Source organism: Arcicella lustrica (genome assembly GCF_034930985.1).
Taxonomy (GTDB): Bacteria; Bacteroidota; Bacteroidia; order Cytophagales; family Spirosomataceae; genus Arcicella; species Arcicella lustrica.
This window is the reverse complement of the sequence record NZ_JAYGIM010000017.1, coordinates 44,409-65,731: the sequence shown is the minus strand read 5'-3', so window position 1 is coordinate 65,731 and position 21,323 is coordinate 44,409. Positions and strand designations below refer to the sequence as shown.

At 33.8% G+C, this 21,323-nt stretch carries 18 protein-coding genes; 7 read left to right on the top strand and 11 right to left on the bottom strand.

From position 1 onward, the window contains the following. Positions 1–62 precede the first annotated feature (62 nt). From VB798_RS20760 to VB798_RS20750, 3 genes are all read left to right on the top strand, one after another. Positions 63–1,625, top strand: coding sequence for an FMN-binding glutamate synthase family protein (locus tag VB798_RS20760; RefSeq protein ID WP_323689154.1), 1,563 nt, complete (start codon positions 63–65; stop codon positions 1,623–1,625). A 425-nt stretch (positions 1,626–2,050) separates the two neighbouring features. Next, positions 2,051–3,943: an ABC-F family ATP-binding cassette domain-containing protein gene (locus VB798_RS20755; protein WP_407654179.1), complete on the top strand. Its 1,893-nt coding sequence runs from the start codon at positions 2,051–2,053 to the stop codon at positions 3,941–3,943. Positions 3,944–4,132: 189 nt separating this feature from the next. After that, a complete protein-coding gene (locus tag VB798_RS20750; RefSeq protein ID WP_323689152.1) occupies positions 4,133–5,431 on the top strand; it encodes a type IX secretion system plug protein in 1,299 nt (432 codons plus the stop codon). Between the two features lie 54 nt (positions 5,432–5,485). Here VB798_RS20750 and ychF read toward each other — a convergent pair whose 3' ends face one another. Together ychF and VB798_RS20740 are read right to left on the bottom strand one after the other, a co-directional pair. Beyond that, a complete protein-coding gene (ychF, locus tag VB798_RS20745; protein WP_323689151.1) occupies positions 5,486–6,592 on the bottom strand; it encodes a redox-regulated ATPase YchF in 1,107 nt (368 codons plus the stop codon). A 360-nt stretch (positions 6,593–6,952) separates the two neighbouring features. Beyond that, positions 6,953–7,279, bottom strand: a complete 327-nt coding sequence (locus VB798_RS20740) for a DUF3276 family protein (RefSeq protein WP_323689150.1) — start codon at positions 7,277–7,279, stop codon at positions 6,953–6,955. Between the two features lie 329 nt (positions 7,280–7,608). On the opposite strand from VB798_RS20740, the gene VB798_RS20735 reads away from it, so the two are divergent. Together VB798_RS20735 and VB798_RS20730 are read left to right on the top strand one after the other, a co-directional pair. Next, positions 7,609–8,247 (top strand): septal ring lytic transglycosylase RlpA family protein, encoded by a 639-nt coding sequence (locus VB798_RS20735; RefSeq protein WP_323689149.1) that lies wholly within the window; start codon positions 7,609–7,611, stop codon positions 8,245–8,247. A gap of 26 nt (positions 8,248–8,273) precedes the next feature. Continuing rightward, the gene (locus VB798_RS20730; protein WP_323689148.1) at positions 8,274–9,173 is read left to right on the top strand and encodes a DUF58 domain-containing protein; all 900 of its coding nucleotides are present in this window, start codon (positions 8,274–8,276) and stop codon (positions 9,171–9,173) included. Positions 9,174–9,186: 13 nt separating this feature from the next. Here VB798_RS20730 and VB798_RS20725 read toward each other — a convergent pair whose 3' ends face one another. From VB798_RS20725 to VB798_RS20715, 3 genes are all read right to left on the bottom strand, one after another. After that, entirely contained in the window at positions 9,187–12,933 is a 3,747-nt protein-coding gene (locus VB798_RS20725; protein ID WP_323689147.1) for an MFS domain-containing histidine kinase, read from the bottom strand. 230 nt (positions 12,934–13,163) lie between these two features. Further along, positions 13,164–14,117 carry a methylenetetrahydrofolate reductase gene (locus VB798_RS20720; protein ID WP_323689146.1) on the bottom strand — a complete coding sequence of 318 codons (954 nt, stop codon included), beginning with the start codon at positions 14,115–14,117 and terminating at the stop codon, positions 13,164–13,166. Between the two features lie 94 nt (positions 14,118–14,211). Beyond that, the gene (locus VB798_RS20715; RefSeq protein ID WP_323689145.1) at positions 14,212–14,532 is read right to left on the bottom strand and encodes a hypothetical protein; all 321 of its coding nucleotides are present in this window, start codon (positions 14,530–14,532) and stop codon (positions 14,212–14,214) included. Between the two features lie 217 nt (positions 14,533–14,749). Between VB798_RS20715 and VB798_RS20710 the strand changes: the two genes are divergently transcribed. Beyond that, positions 14,750–15,145, top strand: a complete 396-nt coding sequence (locus VB798_RS20710; protein WP_323689144.1) for an Hsp20/alpha crystallin family protein — start codon at positions 14,750–14,752, stop codon at positions 15,143–15,145. Between the two features lie 67 nt (positions 15,146–15,212). Here VB798_RS20710 and VB798_RS20705 read toward each other — a convergent pair whose 3' ends face one another. Then, positions 15,213–15,689, bottom strand: a complete 477-nt coding sequence (locus VB798_RS20705; protein ID WP_323689143.1) for a hypothetical protein — start codon at positions 15,687–15,689, stop codon at positions 15,213–15,215. Between the two features lie 223 nt (positions 15,690–15,912). Here VB798_RS20705 and VB798_RS20700 point away from each other — a divergent pair, with 223 nt between their 5' ends. Beyond that, complete coding sequence (locus VB798_RS20700; protein WP_323689142.1) at positions 15,913–17,058, top strand: lactonase family protein; 1,146 nt, start codon at positions 15,913–15,915, stop codon at positions 17,056–17,058. Between the two features lie 342 nt (positions 17,059–17,400). Here VB798_RS20700 and VB798_RS20695 read toward each other — a convergent pair whose 3' ends face one another. The 5 genes from VB798_RS20695 to VB798_RS20675 all read right to left on the bottom strand — a co-directional run bounded on the left by VB798_RS20695 (position 17,401) and on the right by VB798_RS20675 (position 21,237). Next, complete coding sequence (locus tag VB798_RS20695; RefSeq protein WP_323689141.1) at positions 17,401–17,604, bottom strand: DUF3098 domain-containing protein; 204 nt, start codon at positions 17,602–17,604, stop codon at positions 17,401–17,403. A 47-nt stretch (positions 17,605–17,651) separates the two neighbouring features. Further along, on the bottom strand, positions 17,652–18,533 hold the full coding sequence (locus VB798_RS20690; protein ID WP_323689140.1) for a cell division protein FtsX: 882 nt from the start codon (positions 18,531–18,533) through the stop codon (positions 17,652–17,654). Positions 18,534–18,653: 120 nt separating this feature from the next. Further along, positions 18,654–19,244: a bifunctional nuclease domain-containing protein gene (locus tag VB798_RS20685; RefSeq protein ID WP_184135498.1), complete on the bottom strand. Its 591-nt coding sequence runs from the start codon at positions 19,242–19,244 to the stop codon at positions 18,654–18,656. A gap of 162 nt (positions 19,245–19,406) precedes the next feature. Further along, entirely contained in the window at positions 19,407–20,372 is a 966-nt protein-coding gene (locus VB798_RS20680) for an electron transfer flavoprotein subunit alpha/FixB family protein (RefSeq protein ID WP_323689139.1), read from the bottom strand. 130 nt (positions 20,373–20,502) lie between these two features. After that, complete coding sequence (locus VB798_RS20675; RefSeq protein WP_323689138.1) at positions 20,503–21,237, bottom strand: electron transfer flavoprotein subunit beta/FixA family protein; 735 nt, start codon at positions 21,235–21,237, stop codon at positions 20,503–20,505. Between the last annotated feature and the right edge of the window lie 86 nt (positions 21,238–21,323).

The window sequence follows — 21,323 nt, the reverse complement described above, 5'->3', positions numbered from 1 at the left end:
TTGCTATTGATTAATTTTGCTTTCTTACAAAATTCTAACATTCTAATTTACGCTCATCATTTATGGTTCTCATAAGTATTTTTTCCAATTTTTCTTGGTGGTTCATTATTCCAATTGCCTTACTCGTTTTGGCACTTCGTGACATTCTTCAAAATCGCCATACCATTCAACATAACTTTCCAGTGGTCGGTCATATTCGATATATGCTCGAAAAAATTGGTCCTGAACTCAGACAATATATCGTTGCCAACAACCGTGAAGAACTTCCTTTTAACAGAGGAGAAAGAGCTTGGGTGTATGCTTCTTCTAAGAAAGAAAACAATTTACAAGGTTTTGGTTCTGACCAAGATTTTAATGCAGCAGGATATATTTTTATTAAACATGCCATGCTTGGGCATAAAGTTTCGGCAAATCATCCCAATCAAAAAGACCCAAGTGCGGTGCCTTGTTCAAAAACTATTGGTGAATACCATAAACGTAAGCGTCCTTATAAACCATATTCTGTCGTAAATATTTCTGGAATGAGTTACGGTTCTTTGTCTGCAAAAGCCATTGAATCGTTAAATAAAGGAGCTTTAAAATTTGGCTGTTATCACAACACTGGCGAAGGTTCACTTTCGCCATATCATAAATATGGTGCTGATGTGGTAGTAAATATTGGTACTGCTTACTTTGGTGTAAGAGATGATGATGGGAATTTTTCGATGGAGAAATTAATTAAAATGACTTCAGAAAATCAATTCATCAGAGCATTGGAACTAAAGCTTTCTCAAGGTGCAAAACCGGGTAAAGGTGGGATGTTACCCGCTGCTAAAATCACGAAGGAAATCTCTGAAATCAGACATATCCCGATGGGTAAAGATGCTCTTTCTCCTGCATTTCATTCAGAGTTCTCTAGCATTCCTGAAATGGTTAATTTCATTGAATCAATGGCTAGTAAAACTGGTTTACCTGTAGGAATTAAGTCGGCAGTAGGGAAATTAGAGATGTGGGAAGAACTTGCACAGTATATGGTGAAAACTGGAAAAGGTCCAGACTTTATTACAATTGATGGTGGCGAAGGTGGAACGGGTGCTGCACCTCATGCTTTTGCAGATCACGTTTCTTTACCCTTTAATTATGGTTTTACAAGGGTTTATAAGATTTTCCAGAAGTATGAATTGGCAGATAAAATTGTATTTATTGGTTCTGGTAAATTAGGTTTTCCTGAAAAGGCAATGATGGCATTTGCTATGGGTTGTGATGTAATCAATGTAGCCCGTGAAGCAATGATGTCTATCGGTTGTATTCAGGCACAGGTTTGTCATACCAATCGTTGTCCAGCGGGTGTGGCTACTTCAAGTCCTTGGTTACAAGGTGGAATCGACCCAGCGCTTAAAAGCGAGCGTTTTTACAATTATGTAAAGACATTAAACAAAGAAATTCTGGAGATTACTCATGCTTGTGGTTATGAACACCCTAGTCAGATGACAATGCAAGATGTTGATATGGTAATGGGCGATAATAACAAAACACAATCATTAGCAACAACCTTTGGATACAATAAAACTAAAGTGCCTTTTGAAAGTGTAGAAAAATTATTGCAAAGTCCTTATTTAGGTGGTGGAAAAGCAAAGCTTAATTAATAATTGTAAAAAGGATGGTTTAAAGCCATCCTTTTTTATTGGTAAAAAAACAAATTAATATTGGCAACCTGACTGTTTGAATTAACGACCCGACTGCTTGAATTGGCAGCATGACTGTTTGAATTGACGACCCGACTGCTTGAATTGCCAGCATGACTGTTTGAATTAACGACCCGACTGCTTGAATTGCCAACATGACTGTTTGAATTGACGACCCGACTGCTTGAATTGCCAACACGACTCCCAGAATTAATAAAATACATTACAAAAGATTAAAAAAGACGATGTGAATTTTCGAGATAATTCGATAAATATCGTTCATTCATCTTTCCATAACCTCAATTGACGGCTCTTTCGGCAATTTTCATTATCTTTGTAGTATGTTATCTATCAATAATCTTTCGTTTTATTTCGGTTCTCGCCCAATGTATGATGGGGCGAACTTACATATTAAGCCCAAAGACAAAATCGGTCTTATCGGGGCAAATGGTACTGGTAAATCTACTTTACTTCGTATAATAGATGGTGAATACTTACCCGATGGTGGTAGTATTTCTAAGTCAGGCGACTGTACTATTGGTTTTTTAAATCAAGACTTACTTTCATATCAGAGTGACGATTCTATTCTTTCAGTGGCGATGCAAGCTTTTGAAAGACAGAACTTCTTACAAGCTGAAATCGATAAGGTTTTACATAAGATGGAAACCAATTTTGAAGATGATGATGTCAATAAACTGGCTCGTTTTCAAGATGAATTTGATGCTTTAGGCGGATATACCATCCAGTCGGAAGCAGAAGCAATTCTGGAAGGTTTAGGATTCAGCACCGAGGAATTAGCACAGCCTTTACAGAAGTTTTCTGGAGGTTGGAGAATGCGTGTAATGTTAGCAAAATTGCTTTTACAACGTCCTTCGCTATTGATGCTAGATGAGCCTACCAACCACTTGGACTTACCGTCTATTCAATGGGTAGAAAACTATATCAATACTTACGAGGGAGCAATTATTGTTGTTTCTCACGATAGATTTTTCTTAGATAACACCGTTACTACAATTGTAGAAGTAACGGGTTCGAAGTTGGTTTCTTATTCTGGCAACTATTCTTACTATATGGAAGAAAAAGCTTTGAGAAATGAAGTACAGAAAGGTGCTTACGAGAACCAACAACAAGCAATAAAGCAAACTGAAAAGTTTATTACTCGCTTCAAAGCAAAAGCGACTAAAGCTCGTCAGGTACAATCAAGAGTAAAAGCTTTAGAAAGATTAGAATTGATTGATGACGTTTTGGATGAAAATGCGAAAGTAAACTTCAAGTTCAACTTCGGTACTCAGCCAGGTCGTTTCATCATGCACTTGGAAGATATTACAAAGGCTTATGGACCAAAAAGGATTCTTACTAGCACCAATGCGGTTATCGAAAGAGGAGATAAAATTGCTTTGATTGGTGCCAATGGTAAAGGTAAATCTACGGTGTTGAGAATCATTGATGGTTCAGAGCAATTTGAAGGTGAACGCAAATTGGGGCATAATGTTATCGACTCATTTTATGCACAACATCAGTTAGAAAGCTTAGACGTAAACAATACCCTGTTGGATGAATTGAAAATGACAGGAACAGGGAAGTTAGAAACAGAATTAAGAAGTATCTTAGGTTGTTTCTTGTTCTCAGGTGATGATGCTTTCAAGAAAATTAAAGTACTTTCGGGGGGTGAAAAATCAAGAGTAGCCTTGGCTAAAGTATTAATCTCTGAGGCTAACTTTTTATTACTCGATGAGCCTACTAACCACTTGGACATGATGTCTGTAAACATCTTGATTCAAGCTTTACAACAGTACGAAGGTACTTATGTAGTGGTTTCTCACGATAGGTTCTTCGTTTCTGAAATTGCTAATAAGATTTGGTATATTGAAGACGAAGAGATTAAAGTATATCCAGGCACTTATGATGAATATGAAACTTGGATGGAACAACGTAGAATAGATGGAACACTTCCAAAAGAAGGTTCTCCGAAAAAGACCGTTGAGAAAGTTGTAGAGAAAAAGCCAGTTTTAGATGATTTTGCCAAAAAGGAAGCACAAAAGAATCTCAAGAAGTTAAATCAAAAGTTGACTGATGCAGAAAGCTTAATCGCAAAATTAGAAGCAGAGAAAGTCGAAAAAGAGAAAACCCTTGCCGACCCAATTACTTTTAACAATGCTGATACATTGAAAAAAGAGAACATTGCTTACCAAAAAATTCTCAATTCTTTAGAAGAAGCAAGCGATACTTGGGAAGCTGTAATGTTGGAGATTGAGGAAACAGAAAGTGTACTTCAGTAAAGTTTAATTATTGACTACAAACTTTGAGTAATAATTTTCTAAAAACGCAAATAAACGGTAAACACTGCTTTATTTGCGTTTTTGATTTTAAACCTTTGTTCGTTTACTTTCAGAATAATTTTGTCTCCCTTTCGTTATTAGAAACATCTTGCTTTATCACTTAGACGCTCAATCCATTCGCTATTCTTTATGAAAATTTCAACCATCTTATTCTTATTATTGATTCCATTTACCTTTTTTGCGCAAAGAAAGAAAGCTGTACAATACGAGTCTAAAAAGATTATTTACGATAATCATATTTATGAACCTTACATTCGTACTGTTCAATTATATCCTTCTTTAAGTGCTACAAAAACACCTCAAGAAACCTTAAACCCACCTGTAATCAATTTACAGGAAAATCAAATTTTAAAACTAGAATTTGATTGTTTAGCCCCTGAATTTCAGAGTTTCAGAGTAAAGATATTTCATTGTAATGCAGATTGGACACCTTCTGTATTGAATGATATTGAGTACTTGACGGAATTCAACGATTTCCCAATTAACGATTATAGAAATTCATTTGCTACCAAAATTCCATATACCCATTTTGCTGTAGAAATCCCTAAGACCAAATTAGCAGGCAACTACTTGGTAATGGTTTATAAAAACCGTAATGAAGACGACATCGTGCTTACTCGTAGATTTATGGTTTTCCAGAATCGTGTAGGCGTTGCTGGCAATGTTACTTTCCCGAATAATGTTCAGAAAAGGCGTACTCATCAACAGGTAAACTTTAGTGTAAATTATAGTGGCTACGAAATTATTGACCCCAAGCAAGATTTGAAAATTGTAATCCGCCAGAATTTTAGAGACAACAAAACCCTTACAAATCTTAAACCATTTATGATTGATTCCTACAATCGTAAAATGGATTATCAGTTTTTTGAAGGAGAAAACCAATTAGAAGGCAGTAATGAATTTAGAATGTTTGATGGAAGAAGTACCCAACAAAAATTAGTGAATATTGCTAGAATTGTTCAGGCAGAAAAAGAAAGTATCATAGAGGTTCGTCCCGAAAAACCACAAAATGGTTTGGCTTATGTAGCGACGAATGATTTCAACGGAATGTACGTGATAGATAATTACGAAACCAATCATGGCGATACGGAATCGGATTATGTAAGAGTAAGTTTTTTATTGAAAACTGATTCCTTAGAAAACAAAAAGGTATTCATTAACGGAGCTTTCAACGATTGGAATCTTAACGAAGTAAACCAAATGCACTATGTACCAGAAAGTGGAGCTTATGAAGCTTTTATTCAGTTAAAACAAGGAGTGTACAATTATTTGTACGTAACAAAAGATAATGAAGGAAATATCAGCGAAGCAGAACTAGAAGGCACACATTCACAAACTGAAAATGTGTATGAAATTTTGATATACCATCGTTCAATAGGAACAAGAGCCGATGCTTTAGTAGGTTATACTTTGATAAAAAATCAATAAAAAAAGCCTTCCAATGAATGTTGGAAGGCTTTTTTTTATCACTAAATATTGTTATTAGACGTTAAAACGGAAGTGCATAATATCACCATCAATTACAACGTATTCTTTACCTTCAACCGATAGTTTACCTGCCTCTTTACAAGCATTTTCAGATTTGTATTGTTGGTAATCTGCAAATTTAATTACTTCCGCACGAATAAAACCACGTTCAAAGTCTGAGTGAATAACACCAGCAGCGGCTGGAGCTTTCCAACCTTTTTGGATTGTCCAAGCACGCACTTCTTTCACACCTGCCGTGAAATAAGTAATCAAGTTCAATAAATAATATGAGCTACGGATTAGTTTATCTAAACCAGATTCAGTCAAATTATACTCTTCCAAAAACATTTGACGATCGTCTTCATCTTCCATTTCAGCAATTTGTGCTTCTAAAGCAGCACAGATTACTACAACCTCCGCTCCTTCTTCAGCTACAGCAGCTTTCAATTGCTCTACATACTCGTTTGTACCTTTTGCAATAGAAGCTTCATCTACGTTAGCAACATAAATTACTGGTTTATCGGTCAATAAACATAAATCACCGATTGCTTCAAATTTAGCATCAGGTTCTAAACCTTGAACAGTTCTTGCAGATTTACCAGCTTCTAAAGTAGCTTTATATTGTTGAAGAATGGCTAATTGTGCTCTAGATTTTGCATCGCCAGCTTTGGCTGCACGTTCTACTTTTTGAATTTTTTTATCGACAGATTCTAAATCTTTTAATTGTAATTCATAATCGATAATTTCTTTATCCGAAACAGGATTTACTCTTCCTTCTACGTGAACGATGTTATCATCAGTAAAACAACGAACAACGTGCAAGATAGCATCTACTTCACGAATGTTTGCCAAGAATTTGTTTCCTAAACCCGCACCTTGCGATGCACCTTTTACCAAACCCGCAATATCCATAAATTCAATAACCGTTGGTAGAACTCTTTGAGGGTTTACCAATTGTTCTAAAATATTAAGACGTTCGTCAGGAACTGTTACAATGCCAACATTAGGCTCGATTGTACAGAAAGGATAATTAGCGGCTTCCGCCTTATTTGAAGAAATTGCACTAAATAAAGTAGATTTACCAACATTAGGCAAACCTACGATTCCACATTGAAGACCCATTTATCTACTTATTAATTTCAAAGATTTATAATATCAAGTATACCTCAAGACTAAACATGCAAATAGAATATAACATAACTCTTGCTTATTATTGTGTGTTAAACTTTAGAAATCGAAGATTCTACTTCTAAGTTTATCAATTCATTTCTTGAAAATTTGGGAATAATGAATCTGACAATGCAGCTAAATTTGAATTTTCATTCAAAAAAGAAGACTTATGGGGATTTTTACATTTTAACTATTTTTTGCAGATTATAAGGTCTGTTTGAGCTTTTCTATATGAGCAAAGTTACAAGTTTAATCCTACAACAACAAAAAAGCCTCTGAAAATTCAGAGGCTTATACAATTCTTCAATTAGTTTATTCCCATTTCAAATCGCTACCAAAACCACCTACAGCATCTTCATCTTCACGATTAAATTGCGTAAAATCTACATCTGGCAATAATTCATGCTTCACATGATCAACAGCCTCTTGTAGCCCTTCAACAAATTTATCAAAATCTTCTTTGTACAAGAACATTTTATGTTTTTCGTAAGCAAATCCATCATCCTTTTGATAACGGCGACTTTCAGTAATAGTAATGTAGTAGTCGTTTGAGCGGGTCGATTTCACATCAAAAAAATACGTTCGCTTTCCTGCTCTGATACGTTTCGAAAACAATTCTTCTCTTTCTCTTTCTTCCACTGTGCTATGACAATTTAGGGTTTACGGATTGGTAAAAATATAAATTTTCTGAATGTTTCAAAAGTTAATCATAAAAAATAATTTCTGCTTCATCGTTTATCCTTTCTATACTAAGTTTTGAAGATTTATAACAGATTAGCTTTAAAAGCCTTTTATCTGAATCCATTTAAAGTAAAAAACTTTATTTTTTGTGCTTAATTACTGTATTTCAAAATTATAAGCACTAAAATTTATATTTTTATTTCTCCCGAAAAAGGCTAGTTTTGTATTCCAGTTTTGGTAGATAATGTGTAGAAAGCCACTAAATTTAATCCACTAAATCACACAAAATGTCAAAACCACTTCTAGGAATTATTATAATTTTCTGCCTTTTCTGTTCTGTTAGCCATGCACAAAAATTAGGAGATGAATCTTATGGAATTTCCTCTTTCTATGCTCAGTATTTCTATCAAAAACCTACTTCAACAGGAGAAATACTTCAAAGAAATCAATATACAGCTGCGCACATGACTTTGCCATTCGGAACGATGGTTGAAGTAACAAATCTTGCTAACAAGCGTTTTGTGATTGTTAGAATCAATGACAGAGGACCTTTTAAACCGGGAAGGATTATTGATTTAACTGAAAATCCAGCAAAATGGCTAAAAATGACGAACAAAGGTCTTACCAAAGTTCGCCTGAAAGTAGTTGGTTTTGATGGAGACATCATGCTTGAACCTTATGATTCGTTGAGGTTGGTTGCTCCTCCACATTTTGAACCTAAATTCTATCAAAAAACTAAATTAAAGTATCATCGTTATTATCGCCTCAAAAAAAATTGGCAAAAACGCAAATACCCAAATCTCAAACATCGACGTTTAAAGGTAAATTCTTATTTGAGAAGACTTTCAAAACAAAGAATTAAAGCTAAAAAAGTAGCAAAAGAGGCACAAAAAACAAAAATAATTCCTCCGAAAAAGAGTAAATAATTAGTTCAATCAACAATTATAAAATCATGGATTTAGCACAAATACGCCAATATGGAAATATAGAATTCTTAGCCAAACAAATGGTAGAAGGTTTTATTACGGGTCTTCATAAATCGCCATTTCATGGTTTTTCAGTTGAATTTGCCGAACATCGTTTATACAATAATGGCGAAAGCACTAGACATATCGACTGGAAAGTATTTGCTAAAACAGATAGAATTTATACCAAACGTTATGAAGAAGAGACAAATTTACGTTGTCATTTAATTATTGATACTTCTTCTTCGATGTATTATCCTGAAAAAACGAATGGGAAAATTGTGTTCTCTACTATGGCAGCGGCGGCTTTGGCTTATATGCTTCAAAAGCAAAAAGATGCCATTAGTTTGATTACTTTTTCATCGTCAGTTGAGATTCAAACGCCAGTAAAATCGACGCCATCACACATTCATAAAATATTTCTGGATTTAGAAAACTTACTTCAAAAACCAAAAGAACATAAAAAAACGGAAGTGGCATCGGTGATTCATCAAATTGCTGAAAATATTCACAAACGTTCGTTAGTCATTCTTTTCAGCGATATGTTTGATGATATTGAAAATGCTGAAAAGATTTTTTCTTCCTTACAACACCTAAAACATAATCTTCATGAAGTATTGATTTTTCATGTTACAGACAAAAAGACAGAATCAGATTTTGATTTTGATGATCGTCCTTATGAGTTTATCGACTTAGAAAGTAATGAGAGTATTAAACTGAATCCTGCACAAGTAAAAGCGGAATATCAAAAAACCTTACATCAGTTTTATAAAGAACTCAAACTTCGTTGTGGACAATATAAAATTGATTTTATTGAAGCAGACATCGCTGAAGGCTTTGAACAAATACTTTCAGCTTATTTGGTAAAAAGAGGGAAGATGAAGTAATTCCTTCATCTTCTCAAAGTGCTAAAGGCAGAGTAAAGAAAAACTTAGTTCCTTCATTTTCAACGGTTTCAAACCAAATACTTCCTTTGGCATTATCAACTACCCATTTTGCTAAAGCCAAACCTACACCTGAACCTTGTACTTTCGTTGAATAATCTAACATAAATATTTTCCCTTGATTTTCTTCAGGAATTCCAATGCCATTATCTTGAATACTGAAAGTCACTGCTTCAAGCCCAACTTCTACGGCAATAATCACCTCCGCATTTCTACTTTCTGGGATGGATTGAATGGCATTCATTATTAAATTCTTAATGATATTTCCCGTTAATTGGCGGTCACCAACTACTTTAATGGCTTTTACAGGAACCATCATTCGAATATGCTGTTGAGTATCGTCTTTGAAAAGATTGACTACTTTTCTGGTTTCATAGGCAAAATCAAATACTTCACTTTTAGGAATTGGCAATCTAGCAAAATCTGAAAAAGAAGTAGCGATGTATGAAAGATTATCAATTTGCCCTGTCAAAGATTCTATTTGGTCTTTTACTTGCGACATATCCAATTCTGTCCCTCTTGAAATCTTACGTAACAATAATTGCAAAGACAATTTCATTGGCGTCAACGGATTTTTAATCTCATGAGCTACTTGTTTTGCCATTTGTTGCCAAGCAGATTGCTTATTGGCATCAGTCAAAGCCACTTTAGATTCATCCAACTTTACCAGCATTTCGTTATAGGCTTTTACCAAAACACCAATTTCATCATCCGAACGCCAAGAAAGTGGTTCACTTGGTTTACTTAAATCAATTTTCCGCAATTTATTGGTAATCATCTGTAACGGAACAACCAAAAGATTAGAAGCCAAATACGAAAACCATAATAATACTAAGAAAATAGTGGTAAAAGTATTCAATAAAGAACCTATTACAGAACTTACTTCTTTGGTAAAATAAGTTTTTGAATCGTAGAAGGGAATACAAACAATTCCCAATAACTTACCTTCATTCGATTTTAATTCTAAGTAAGAAGTTTTAAAAGATAAATCCCCAATGGCTTCATCTAAAATCACTTTCTTCTCTTTTTCTTCCATCAATTGCGTATAAGCAATTGGATTAATGTATGAAGAAATAAAGCCTTGTTCAAAACTCAAAGGTTTATTACTTGCTAATAAATGACCTTTAGTGTCAAAAACGCTGATGTACTTTTTAGTACTTACAGCGATACTATTGATGGTGTCAGACAAAAACTGTTTACTCATTTTCCCCTGAATATATCTATCAACAGCTGGCATCAGATTGATGCCAATACTTTCGGTTTGGTTTAAATAACTGTTTTCTTGACTTTCTGAAAATTTGGTTCCGATAATACTAAATGTAATACTTACTACCAAAATCAGCGGAAGTAAAAAAGCAATATTAAGATAGATTTGAATTTTACTAGCAATATTGATATTCATCTTCGACAATCCATATTGCGAAGCATAAAATAAAATAACAACGATGATGGTAAAAACTAATATTAAAAAGAGAAAAGAAAAATTGGCATAAATAGATGCAATACTTTGTGTTTCTGATGAAACCACAATTGCTCTGCCATTTTTACCAATAAAACCTACATGTTTGTAGCCATTTTCTTCTACACCTTCTTCAATAATCTCTTTTCCTAATAAAGTTTCGTTCGATAATTTACTTTCGTAGTTGAAGCCCTCTCCTCCTGTTTTTACAATTTTCCCATTTTCATAAATCGCAAAACTATAAGTATTAGCTTTCAGTTTATTTCCTGAAATAATAGGCGATTCTCCGTCAGTTGAACTTTCAGTAAATTCTTTTTTCTTTTTTAAGTCTAAAATTATATAGCCAGTTACTAAGTCTTCTTTATTTAAAAGTGGAATAAAATTAAAATACTGTTTACCCGAATAAACCTCTAAATCATTCACAAAATATACATTGGCATTTTTTGTTTGGTACTTAGGCAGTTTAAATATCTTTTCAAAAGTTTCATAATTCTCTATTTCATCCGTATTATCAAGGGATTTTCCTGTGTAATCAAACACAAAAACATTAACATCATAATAAGAAAAATAGCTATCTAATAAATTATGTTTGATATAATTCTCTACTTGTTCTTTGGGTAAAAAGTCTGATTTCAACAAGTTCATTACTATTGAATCTCTACTAATTACAAGACTTGCTTTACTTAAAAGAAATTCTGCTTTTTCATCATTTTCGTCAAAATAACTCTTGGCAAATTGTTTTTTCTGAGTAAAATCTTCTTCCACATTTTGTTGACTAACTACATAATTTCCAATACCAGCACAAACTAATGCTCCACAAAAGAAATAAATGGAAGTTTGATAACGGAAAGTATATAAATAACGTGGGAAGGAAGTAAAAAACAGCACTAGCACATAAACAGCGTGTATTCCGAAAACGACAATATTAAAATTGGAGAAAACAAAGCAAACTAAACTCGCAAAAACGAAAGCCAATAGCAAGGCTTGATAAACCCATTTTGTATGTTGTCTGTTAAGTTTTATCACCAAAATGATGAGAAAATGACAGATTAAGAAGTATCCTAATGATATTAAAACATAAATCAGCAATGAATAAAAAACCAGTGGTTTTTCCCAAATATCAATATTCAATGCCAAACTCAATTCATTATTTGACTTTTGATAAATATCTAACAGCACGCTGTACATTAATTGGCTCGCTCCAAAACTACCAATCAGAAGTACCACTGAAATAATGCGTTTGATAGGCTTTTCTAAATTCATCAGCCACAAATACACACTCATTTTGTAGAAGTAATTTATCAAGTAAAACAAGATAAACACAAGTACTAATAAGTTAATAATTAGGTCGCCCAAAGAAGGTGAGAAAATGGATACGCTAAAATATTTGGGATTAAAAAGCTCTGATTCACTGAAAATAAATGGAATTGAACAAAACAACATGGCTACTCTCAATAACAAAAAGAAAGCCACCAAAATCATAAAAGCCAAACCGTATTGATGACTATTATTGAAGTACCAAATCCAAGTAAATAAATATATGATTGAAAAAAGTAAACACAAAAAGCCAACGATGATAACCGCATCAGGAATAATATGATGCTGGGAATTATCTGTTTCGTCTGAAAATACTGAAAATAGGAAGGTTTTGGAAGGAGTAAAAATATTATGTTGAACTTTTGATGCTGGAATGATGCTGATTTCTTTCGGGTCAACCTTAAAAATACTTTCATTGAAAACCGTTTTTTGTCCATTTCCTCGATACTCTTTTGAATAAGAAAGATTAATCATCGAAAAAACTTCAAAAGTATTAGTACCAACTGTTACCCAACGTCGATTCAAAATAAACTTTCCTGTTTCTAATTCTAAGGCTTTGGTACTGTAATTTCCTTTGATAAAAGTATAATCAGGTACAAATTGGTAATCAGACCAAAATATCAATTTTCCATTTCTAAAAACGAAATATGGATAAGCTGTTGTAGTTCTGAAAGTACTAAATCTATTACTCTTTGCATTCGTAATTGTTCCAAAAACCTTGTCTAAATCCGAATTTGATTGCTTAATTTCTTGGCTCACTTTGTTTTGAACATCAAACAGATACTTCTCTTCGAATGTTTTACTAATTCCATCGCCAATAACAACATATAAAAATGCTGCTATTCCAAAGCACAAAAAAGCCAAACTCAAAAAGATATTTCTCTTAAGGAAAAATGAGATAAGAAATTTAGTAAATGTATGATTCATAACATTTTACTTGTGGGCAATCTATTCTTTATATCTGAAACAGAAGCCTTTTCAAACAAAAAATAGCACAAACATGGTTTTTAAAGTTTTATTGGACAAAGAGGATTTACTCATTTTATCAAAAATACTCTATTTTTTTAAAATAAGTGTTTTTGATGAAACAAAAAGAAGAGTCTATTGTTCAAAAGACTCTTCTAAAAGGAAATTAAAATATTTTTGGATGAAATTACTTAAAAAATTGCCTCAGCAATCTTCTTAGTACTTTCTGATTTACTCATGGTATAAAAGTGTAAAATTGGTGCTTCAAAAGCCATCAATTCTTTACATTGCTGAATACACCATTCTATGCCAACCTGTTTAACGTCTTTATCTGTTTTGCAATTTGTTACTGCTGTTACCAAATCTTCTGGCATATCTAAATGGAAAATTCTTGGTAAAACTGTCAATTGTTTCTTAGTTGCCAAAGGTTTTAAGCCGGGAATAATTGGTACATTAATCCCTTCTTCACGACATTTCTTTACAAAATCAAAGTATTTCTGATTATCAAAAAACATTTGTGTAACGATATAATCTGCACCTAATGCTACTTTCTTTTTCAAATAAGCAAAGTCCATGTTAAAATTGGGCGCTTCAAAATGCTTTTCTGGATAACCCGCTACACCAATACAAAAGTTGGTTGGCGACGCTTGTGTTTCTTCATGCAAAAGTTCTCCATTGTTCATTCTTACTACTTGTTGTAATAAATCACTTGCAAAAGCATGACCACCTTTTTCCGGTGTAAATGCTGGATTTCCTTTCACTGGGTCACCACGAAGTACTAATACATTATCAATACCCAAATAGTGTAAATCAAACAAAAAATCTTCTGTTTCTTCTTTCGTGAATCCTCCGCAAATTACATGTGGCACTGCATCAACATTGAAACGATTCATCAAACTTGCACAAATACCTACTGTACCCGGACGTTTGCGAATTGGAATTCTATCAATCTGACCGTTCACTATTTTTTCTAAAAATTCTTCACGGTGATAGGTTACCTCAATAAAAGGCGGTTTAAATTCCATCAAAGGCTCAATATTACTCATCAATGCTTGAATACTTTCCCCTTTAACTGGCGGAATAATCTCTATTGAAAACAAGGTCTTACCTTTTGCTTGCTCGATGTATTGGGTAATTTTGGTCATAATTAAGATAATAAATCTCCGTCCTTTCGGTGAATTGCTTCAACAAAGTATCGTAGATAGCATTAATTTATATTTTTACAAAGGTAGGCAAAACTTACAGAGTCAAAAACTGCTTTACTAACATTTCCCACTCATCTGCCAATGAACCTACAAAAACTGACGATTTTGCACGAGTGTACCAATATCTGGCATTCCAATTATCGCCTTCCTTTCTGTGCAAATAAGCATGTAATTGGTCATAATTTTTCGAACCTTCGTTACTTTGCGCTACTTCATGTGCTTGTTCCCAATCGTCATTAGCATCGTACCAAAGTGCTACGAGTAATTCATGAACAGAAGAAGGCGGAGCAGGTTCAGCAAGTGTTGCTTTAAATTCAGCGTAAGTCATCGAATCTAACATTTTTAAATGAGCCATAAAGTTACATACTAAGTAGGTTCAAATAAAAAGTCGTTCGGCTATTTCTTTACAAAATGGCTTATTAGTCTTTCTTAAAAAGGGAAAAAAGGACATAATGGCTGAATACCATTTAAAAACAAGCCGTTTTGTCTGACAAAATCCACTGGTATAGGATTTGAAAGAAGATAGATAACCTAAAAAGGAATCTGTGTAAACCTTTAATAAGTAAATGAAGATGAAAAAGAAAATAGAAATTCCGAGAAATATATTAGCTGACATTGATTTTAACAATACTTTAAATGGCGGTAGAACAGAACCTAATATTGAGGTGAATCAAACTGAAAATGCTTATGAAGTTTTTGTAAAAGTAGCTGGTTTAAGTGCAGATCATTTACAAATGGATGTTCAGGATAACCGACTTTGGTTATATGCTTTACAACCTGTTTTGAAAAAGGCGGAAGAAGACGAAGCACAAAATTTTGTTCCACAAACCATCGGACAAATTATGTTACCCAATTTTGTTGACCTAGAAAATATTTCAGCGAAGTATTATAACCATCAATGGAAAATTGTAATGCCAATTGATGAACATAGAAAAGGATTCAAGAAGAGAATTGATGTAGAAATCTAAGCAAACAAAATGCAATATATAAGCCCTACGATTACGCTTTCGTAGGGCTTTTCTTTTTCTTAAAATCTTAGAAAGTATATCTGAACGATAATGCTATTTCATCTGCCCAGAAACTACTATAATTGATGATATTGATTGCCGGTTTCCAGTCTAAACTGATAGCTAAAGGAATAGTTCTAGCATAAGCTTCTAAGCCTAAAATACCATCTAAACCTAATACGGTTGTTTGGTCTCTATCTAAAAAGCCTGGACGTTTATCTCCCCAAACATATACGTGACCACCACCACCAATGAACCAGTTGAAATCTCTGGAATTAAAAGCCCTACCGTGTACTTCATAAAGTCCTGTTAAGCCAAAACCGTCATAGCGGAATGAACCAATCAATTCTACAGCATCTTTGTTATTCACAAAGGTTTTGAATGTAATACCATTCGTATTACCCAAACGAATACCTAAAGCTGACTTGTACTGCCCTTGAGCTTTTACCGAAGTACTTACACCCAATAAAACGAGTATAAAAGCACTGAATAAGAGTTTTTTCATGTTAATGTTGTTAATAATTTAATCAAAAAGCATTTCTAAATAATTATACCAAAGGGAATCCTGCTATTTTGTAGAAAATAATCCTCAATAAATCCACAAAAGTAAATTCTAAAAGATTTTTGGAAAAATTGAGTAAAAATCTATCCTTACAATACTCTACAAGTAAAAACTGGAAAATACTTATCTTTCAGCCATAATCGAATTCATCCTAAATCTCCTTATTATGAATATTAAAACTAAACTCTTACTAGTACTTTTTGTGCTGTTTCAAAGCATTGCTTTTGCTACTGTAAAGTACAATCAACCTCCTTCAAAAGAATTTTATTTATTGGTAGGCACTTATACTTCTGGAAAAAGTGAAGGAATTTATGTCTATAAATTCAATAGTGAAACAGGTAATTTCCAAGCAATTAGTATTGCTAAAAATCTAAAAAATCCGGCTTTTTTAGCGATTTCACCTAATCAAAAGTATGTTTATTCTGTTGGTGAATTCAATAATGGCGGTGCTGTGTATGCTTTTGAGTTCGATAAAACAAAAGGGGAATTAACACAATTGAGTACACAATCTGCCAATGGTTCTGGTCCTTGCCATGTAGCAGTTGATAAAACAGGAAAATGGGTAATTGTGGGGAATTATGGGGCTGGAAGCCTAAGTGTTTTACCTGTAGAAAGCAATGGAGGCGTAGCAGCAGCGATTCAAACCATTCAACACGAAGGAAAAAGTGTAGATGTGAACAGACAAGACAAACCACATGTGCATTCAATTAACATTGCTCCAAATAATTTAGATGTTTTTGTGCCTGATTTAGGAATTGATAAAATCGTTACTTATCAATTGGATGCTAAAACTGGCAAATTAAATGCGGGAAATCCAGCTTTCACCAAAGTAAAAGACGGTACAGGTCCTAGACATTTCACTTTTCATCCTAACAAAAAGTTTGCTTATGTTATTCAGGAATTAAGTGGAGAAATCACGGGCTTTAATTATAAAAAAGGTTCGCTTGAGGCTTTTCAAACGATTAGTACTTTGCCAGCAGATTATACAGGTGGAAAATCTTGTGCAGATATTCATATTTCGCCCGATGGTAAGTTTTTGTATGGTTCAAACAGAGTTCATGATAGCATTGCGATTTATGCCATCAATCAAAAAACAGGCGAACTTACTTATATTACCAATCAGTCGGTGTTAGGAAAAAAACCAAGAAATTTCATGATTGACCCTACTGGAAAATTTGTTTTGATAGCCAATCAAGACAGTGATAATATCACCATTTTTGAACGTGACGCTATTAAAGGTACTTTGACAGCTACGGGAAAGGAAATCTCAGTACCAACTCCAGTTTGTTTAAAAATGTTGGATGTGAAATAAGCTGATAGTTTAATACTTAAAAAAGGGAATTAGCAAAAGGCTAGTTCCCTTTTTTAAGTATTAAAAGTAACAAATGATATACTTCAAGTATCTCCATTTATACTAAATACCGCAATTTCCCGCAAAAAAGTATCAAATGACATACTTCAAGTATCTCCGTTCATACTAAATACCGCAATTTCCCGCAAAAAAGTATCAAACGACATACTCCAAGTATCTCCATCCATACTAAATACCGCAATTTCCCGCAAAAAAGTATCAAACGACATACTCTATGATAAACAAAAAGCTCTATTCAACACATTGGTTAAAGAGAGCTTTTTGAATGAATATTTTCAGTCTTTATAATTTTTTCAGGATGGCAAAAAATTCAATAGTAAAACCAGCCAAAACGATGATAGGTCCTAATGTTAAACCTAAAAACCCAAATCCAAATTCTTCTTTATCTAAACTCATGATAAAAAAGCCGATAAGAATAATTGCTATTCCTAGCAACATGGTTAGATAATTTGTTTTTCCAAAAGGAAGTTTCTCTTTATTAGTCATTTTATATTTTTATTTTGAATTTCGTATGAAAATTAATTGGTAAAAGTCTAATACAATTCATCAAGTGATAATCTTAAATATCTTTCTACCGACTGGAAAGTACTTAATATACCCATCAAAGTACCGATGATTAAAATGCCCAAAAGTAAATAAATCATTTTATCCATTTCTTGTAATAAAACTAATCCTTCTACTTTACGCACAGCTAATTGTTGTAATAAAATCAAGAAAGAACTTGCCACTAAACCACTCGTAAGCCCTTGCAAAGCACCTTTTATAATAAATGGTTTACGAATAAAACCGTTGGTCGCTCCCACTAATTGCATACTTCTGATTAAAAATCGCTGAGAATACAATGATAATTTGATGGTATTATTCACTAAAATGATGATAATCAAGAGTAACAACATCACAAAAACCGAAAGCACTAAATAGATTTTTGAAATATTTTTGTTGACTTCATCCACAAAATTCTCAACATAAGCTACTTCGTGAACACCCGGAATTAATTCTAAAGCGGCTTTAATTTCTTTTAATTTAGCATCGTTAAAATACTCTTGCTTAATCTTTACAGCATATAAATTATGAAGTGGATTATTATCGCCAAGTAATCTTCTATAATCCTCTCCCGACTCTTCAATGAATTGTTTTGCAGCTACTTCCTTAGAAATAAAATTGATTTGCGGAGAGTTTTCTTTCAGTAATACAAACTCTTTCTTAATCAATATTTTATAGATTGAATCTAGCTTGCTGGTTGTCAAATCATCGTCTAAATACACTTGTAGCTCCACATTTTGTTTAACCAATTCTGCGAGTTTACGGGCATTTAGTGTCAACAAACCACACATTCCGATTAAGAAAAGTGCAATTGTTAAACTAATAACAACCATGACATTCGGAGTACTTCCTAATTTCTTTATTTTAGCCATAATATCTTGAGGCAAAGATTACAAACAAATTTACGATTTTTCTATCGCAATGAAAGGCAATTAACGCTTTTTAACAAAAAGCCATCTGAGGTTTTCAGATGGCTTTTACTGGAATCATGTTTAATTTCTTTTGTCTAATTCATCACGAATTTTGGCAGCCTTTTCATATTCTTCATTTGCCAAGGCTTCTTGCAACATTTTATTCAATTGTTCGATTGGATTTTCTTTCAAAATCTCACCGAAAGTCTTTTTCGGCTTAATTTCTGGTTCAATATCATCAATTAGTGGGTCTTTCGAACTTTCGTTAGTTGAAATGCCTGCTTCAGATAATACATTTTCAAAAGTATAAATCGGAACATTGAAACGTAAAGCAATGGCAATGGCATCTGATGGACGAGCATCAATATAAGTATCTTTGATGCCATCTGTACAATGAATTCTTGCAAAAAAGACACCTTCTTTTATATCGGTAATTGAAATTTCACTGACAGAGTAATGAAAAGTACGAGCAAAAGATTTAAATAAATCATGCGTCATCGGGCGATTAGGCTCAATCTTCTCAATTTCAATAGCAATCGCCTGTGCTTCAAACATACCAATAATGATGGGCAATCTTCGAGGTCCAAACTCTTCTCCTAATATCAATGCGAACGAACCCGTTTGAGATGAACTAGGCGACAATCCTAATATTTCTAATTTTATTTTTTCCACTTTACAAATATATGCTTTTAATAATTGAGGGTTTTGCCATTAGCAGGGAACAAAGATATAAACCCCGATAAATTTAAAAAAGTTTTCTGGATATTCATTCAAAATAAAAGACCTGTGAAATTATAAAAATCACAGGTCTTCATCAGAGAAATAGAAATATTATTACTTTGCAGCCAAAACAGCTTTGGTTAATCTTGGTAAAATATCAAAAACGTCTCCTACAATTCCGTAATCAGCCGCTTTGAAAAAAGGAGCTTCAGGATCTTTATTAATTACCACAATTACTTTGGATGAATTTACGCCAGCCAAATGTTGAATGGCGCCAGAAATACCAGCCGCAATGTACAAATTCGGAGAAACCTTGATGCCTGTTTGACCTACGTGTTCGTGGTGAGGACGCCAATCTAAATCTGAAACAGGTTTAGAACAAGCCGTTGCAGCACCCAAAGCATTGGCTAAATCTTCAACGATTCCCCAATTTTCTGGTCCTTTCAAACCACGACCAGCCGACACCACTAAATCTGCTTCTGGTAATGAAATGGTACTTGAAGCTTTGTGCGTAGCTACGAGTTTTACGCCAAAATCTGCGTCAGATAAAGCTGGTGAGAAAACTTCAACTTTCGCCAAAGCATCCGTTTCAACTGGACTCACTGCATTTTTCTTGATAGCGATAATTTTTTTATCACTTTTCATCGAAACACTTGCAAAAGCTTTCCCAGTGTAAATACTTCTTGTCACGACAAAACCATTTGAAAGATTTGGCAAAGCCGTAACATTAGAAACGATTGAAGCCTTCAATTTAGCCGCAACTCTGGCAGCAACGGCATCACCCAAAGATGATTTTGCTAAAATAACTGTATCGGCACCATCCGCATTGACTGCCTCAGTTAAAACTGAAGCATAAGCTTGAATATTTGAAACAGTCAGACTAGCATCATTGGCATGAAGTACTTTAGTAGCTCCAAAATTTCCAGCTTTAGCAAGTTCAGCTTCAGAAGCATCGCCGATGGCTAAAACTGTAGCACTTGTACCTTGTATTTTAGCCAATTCTGCACCATAAAAAACGGCTTCGAGCGATGATTTTTTAATCGCTCGATTATCTAATTCGGTGAATATTAAAACAGACATATTTTTTCAGATTTTTGATGGAAGTAAGTATAAGTTTTGAATTGTGAATGCTGAGTTATGAATTTGTTATTACTCAAAATAGTTAGTATTTTAGGTAATGCTTCATCTTTCACAATTCATAATTCCTAGCTTACAAGACTTTTGCTTCAGTTTTTAAAAGTGTAATTAATTCTTCTGCATTCTCTGCCAGAATCATTTTGCAAGCACCTTTGGGAGCAGGAAGTTCGTATTTATCAGTACTTGTCAAACCTTCTCCTACTGGCTCAACTACCTTCAAAGGTTTTGTTCTAGCCGTCATGATACCTCTCATATTCGGGATTTTCCATTCTGCAATTGGTTCCTGACAACCTAACACTAAAGGTAAACTAGCTACTAAATCTTCTTTTCCTCCTTCTATTTCACGAGTAATTTTTGCAGTACTTCCTTCAATATCCAATTTCATTACAGGCGATAATGATGGAATGCCAAGCAATTCAGCCACCAATCCATGTACAACACCACTGTTGAAATCAATAGATTCACGACCCATCAAAATCAAATCGTACTTTTCTTGAGCAGCAATGTTAGCGATTTGTGTCGCTACAAAATAAGAATCCGTCGCTTCGCAATTCACACGAATTGCATCATCAGCACCAATTGCTAAACATTTACGGATAACAGGCTCTGCATCGGCTTCGCCAACGTTTAGTACTGTTACTGTTCCGCCATGTTGTTCTTTTAATTCAACTGCACGAGAAAGTGCATAATCATCATAAGGACCTGTAATGTAGGTTACGCCCGCTTTATTGAATTTTGTATCTCCGTCCGTGAACGAAATTTTCGCTGTGGTATCGGGTACGCTGGTTACACAAACTAAAATTTTCATCGTATATCGTTTATTTTTGTTAATCTTTTGAGTTTTGTTTCAAAGAACAGTACATAAATTTAACTTTTTAAGGTTTAATTTGTAGT

Bases quoted from the DNA above. Each gene is read 5' to 3' on its own strand.
- VB798_RS20725 (WP_323689147.1), bottom strand. From the start codon at position 12,933: ATGAATCATACATTTACTAAATTTCTTATCTCATTTTTCCTTAAGAGA.
- VB798_RS20680 (WP_323689139.1), bottom strand. From the start codon at position 20,372: ATGTCTGTTTTAATATTCACCGAATTAGATAATCGAGCGATTAAAAAA.
- VB798_RS20735 (WP_323689149.1), top strand. From the start codon at position 7,609: ATGTCAAAACCACTTCTAGGAATTATTATAATTTTCTGCCTTTTCTGT.
- ychF (WP_323689151.1), bottom strand. From the start codon at position 6,592: ATGGGTCTTCAATGTGGAATCGTAGGTTTGCCTAATGTTGGTAAATCT.
- VB798_RS20695 (WP_323689141.1), bottom strand. From the start codon at position 17,604: ATGACTAATAAAGAGAAACTTCCTTTTGGAAAAACAAATTATCTAACC.
- VB798_RS20720 (WP_323689146.1), bottom strand. From the start codon at position 14,117: ATGACCAAAATTACCCAATACATCGAGCAAGCAAAAGGTAAGACCTTG.
- VB798_RS20705 (WP_323689143.1), bottom strand. From the start codon at position 15,689: ATGAAAAAACTCTTATTCAGTGCTTTTATACTCGTTTTATTGGGTGTA.
- VB798_RS20675 (WP_323689138.1), bottom strand. From the start codon at position 21,237: ATGAAAATTTTAGTTTGTGTAACCAGCGTACCCGATACCACAGCGAAA.
- VB798_RS20755 (WP_407654179.1), top strand. From the start codon at position 2,051: ATGTATGATGGGGCGAACTTACATATTAAGCCCAAAGACAAAATCGGT.
- VB798_RS20760 (WP_323689154.1), top strand. From the start codon at position 63: ATGGTTCTCATAAGTATTTTTTCCAATTTTTCTTGGTGGTTCATTATT.
- VB798_RS20690 (WP_323689140.1), bottom strand. From the start codon at position 18,533: ATGGCTAAAATAAAGAAATTAGGAAGTACTCCGAATGTCATGGTTGTT.
- VB798_RS20700 (WP_323689142.1), top strand. From the start codon at position 15,913: ATGAATATTAAAACTAAACTCTTACTAGTACTTTTTGTGCTGTTTCAA.
- VB798_RS20730 (WP_323689148.1), top strand. From the start codon at position 8,274: ATGGATTTAGCACAAATACGCCAATATGGAAATATAGAATTCTTAGCC.
- VB798_RS20710 (WP_323689144.1), top strand. From the start codon at position 14,750: ATGAAAAAGAAAATAGAAATTCCGAGAAATATATTAGCTGACATTGAT.
- VB798_RS20750 (WP_323689152.1), top strand. From the start codon at position 4,133: ATGAAAATTTCAACCATCTTATTCTTATTATTGATTCCATTTACCTTT.
- VB798_RS20715 (WP_323689145.1), bottom strand. From the start codon at position 14,532: ATGGCTCATTTAAAAATGTTAGATTCGATGACTTACGCTGAATTTAAA.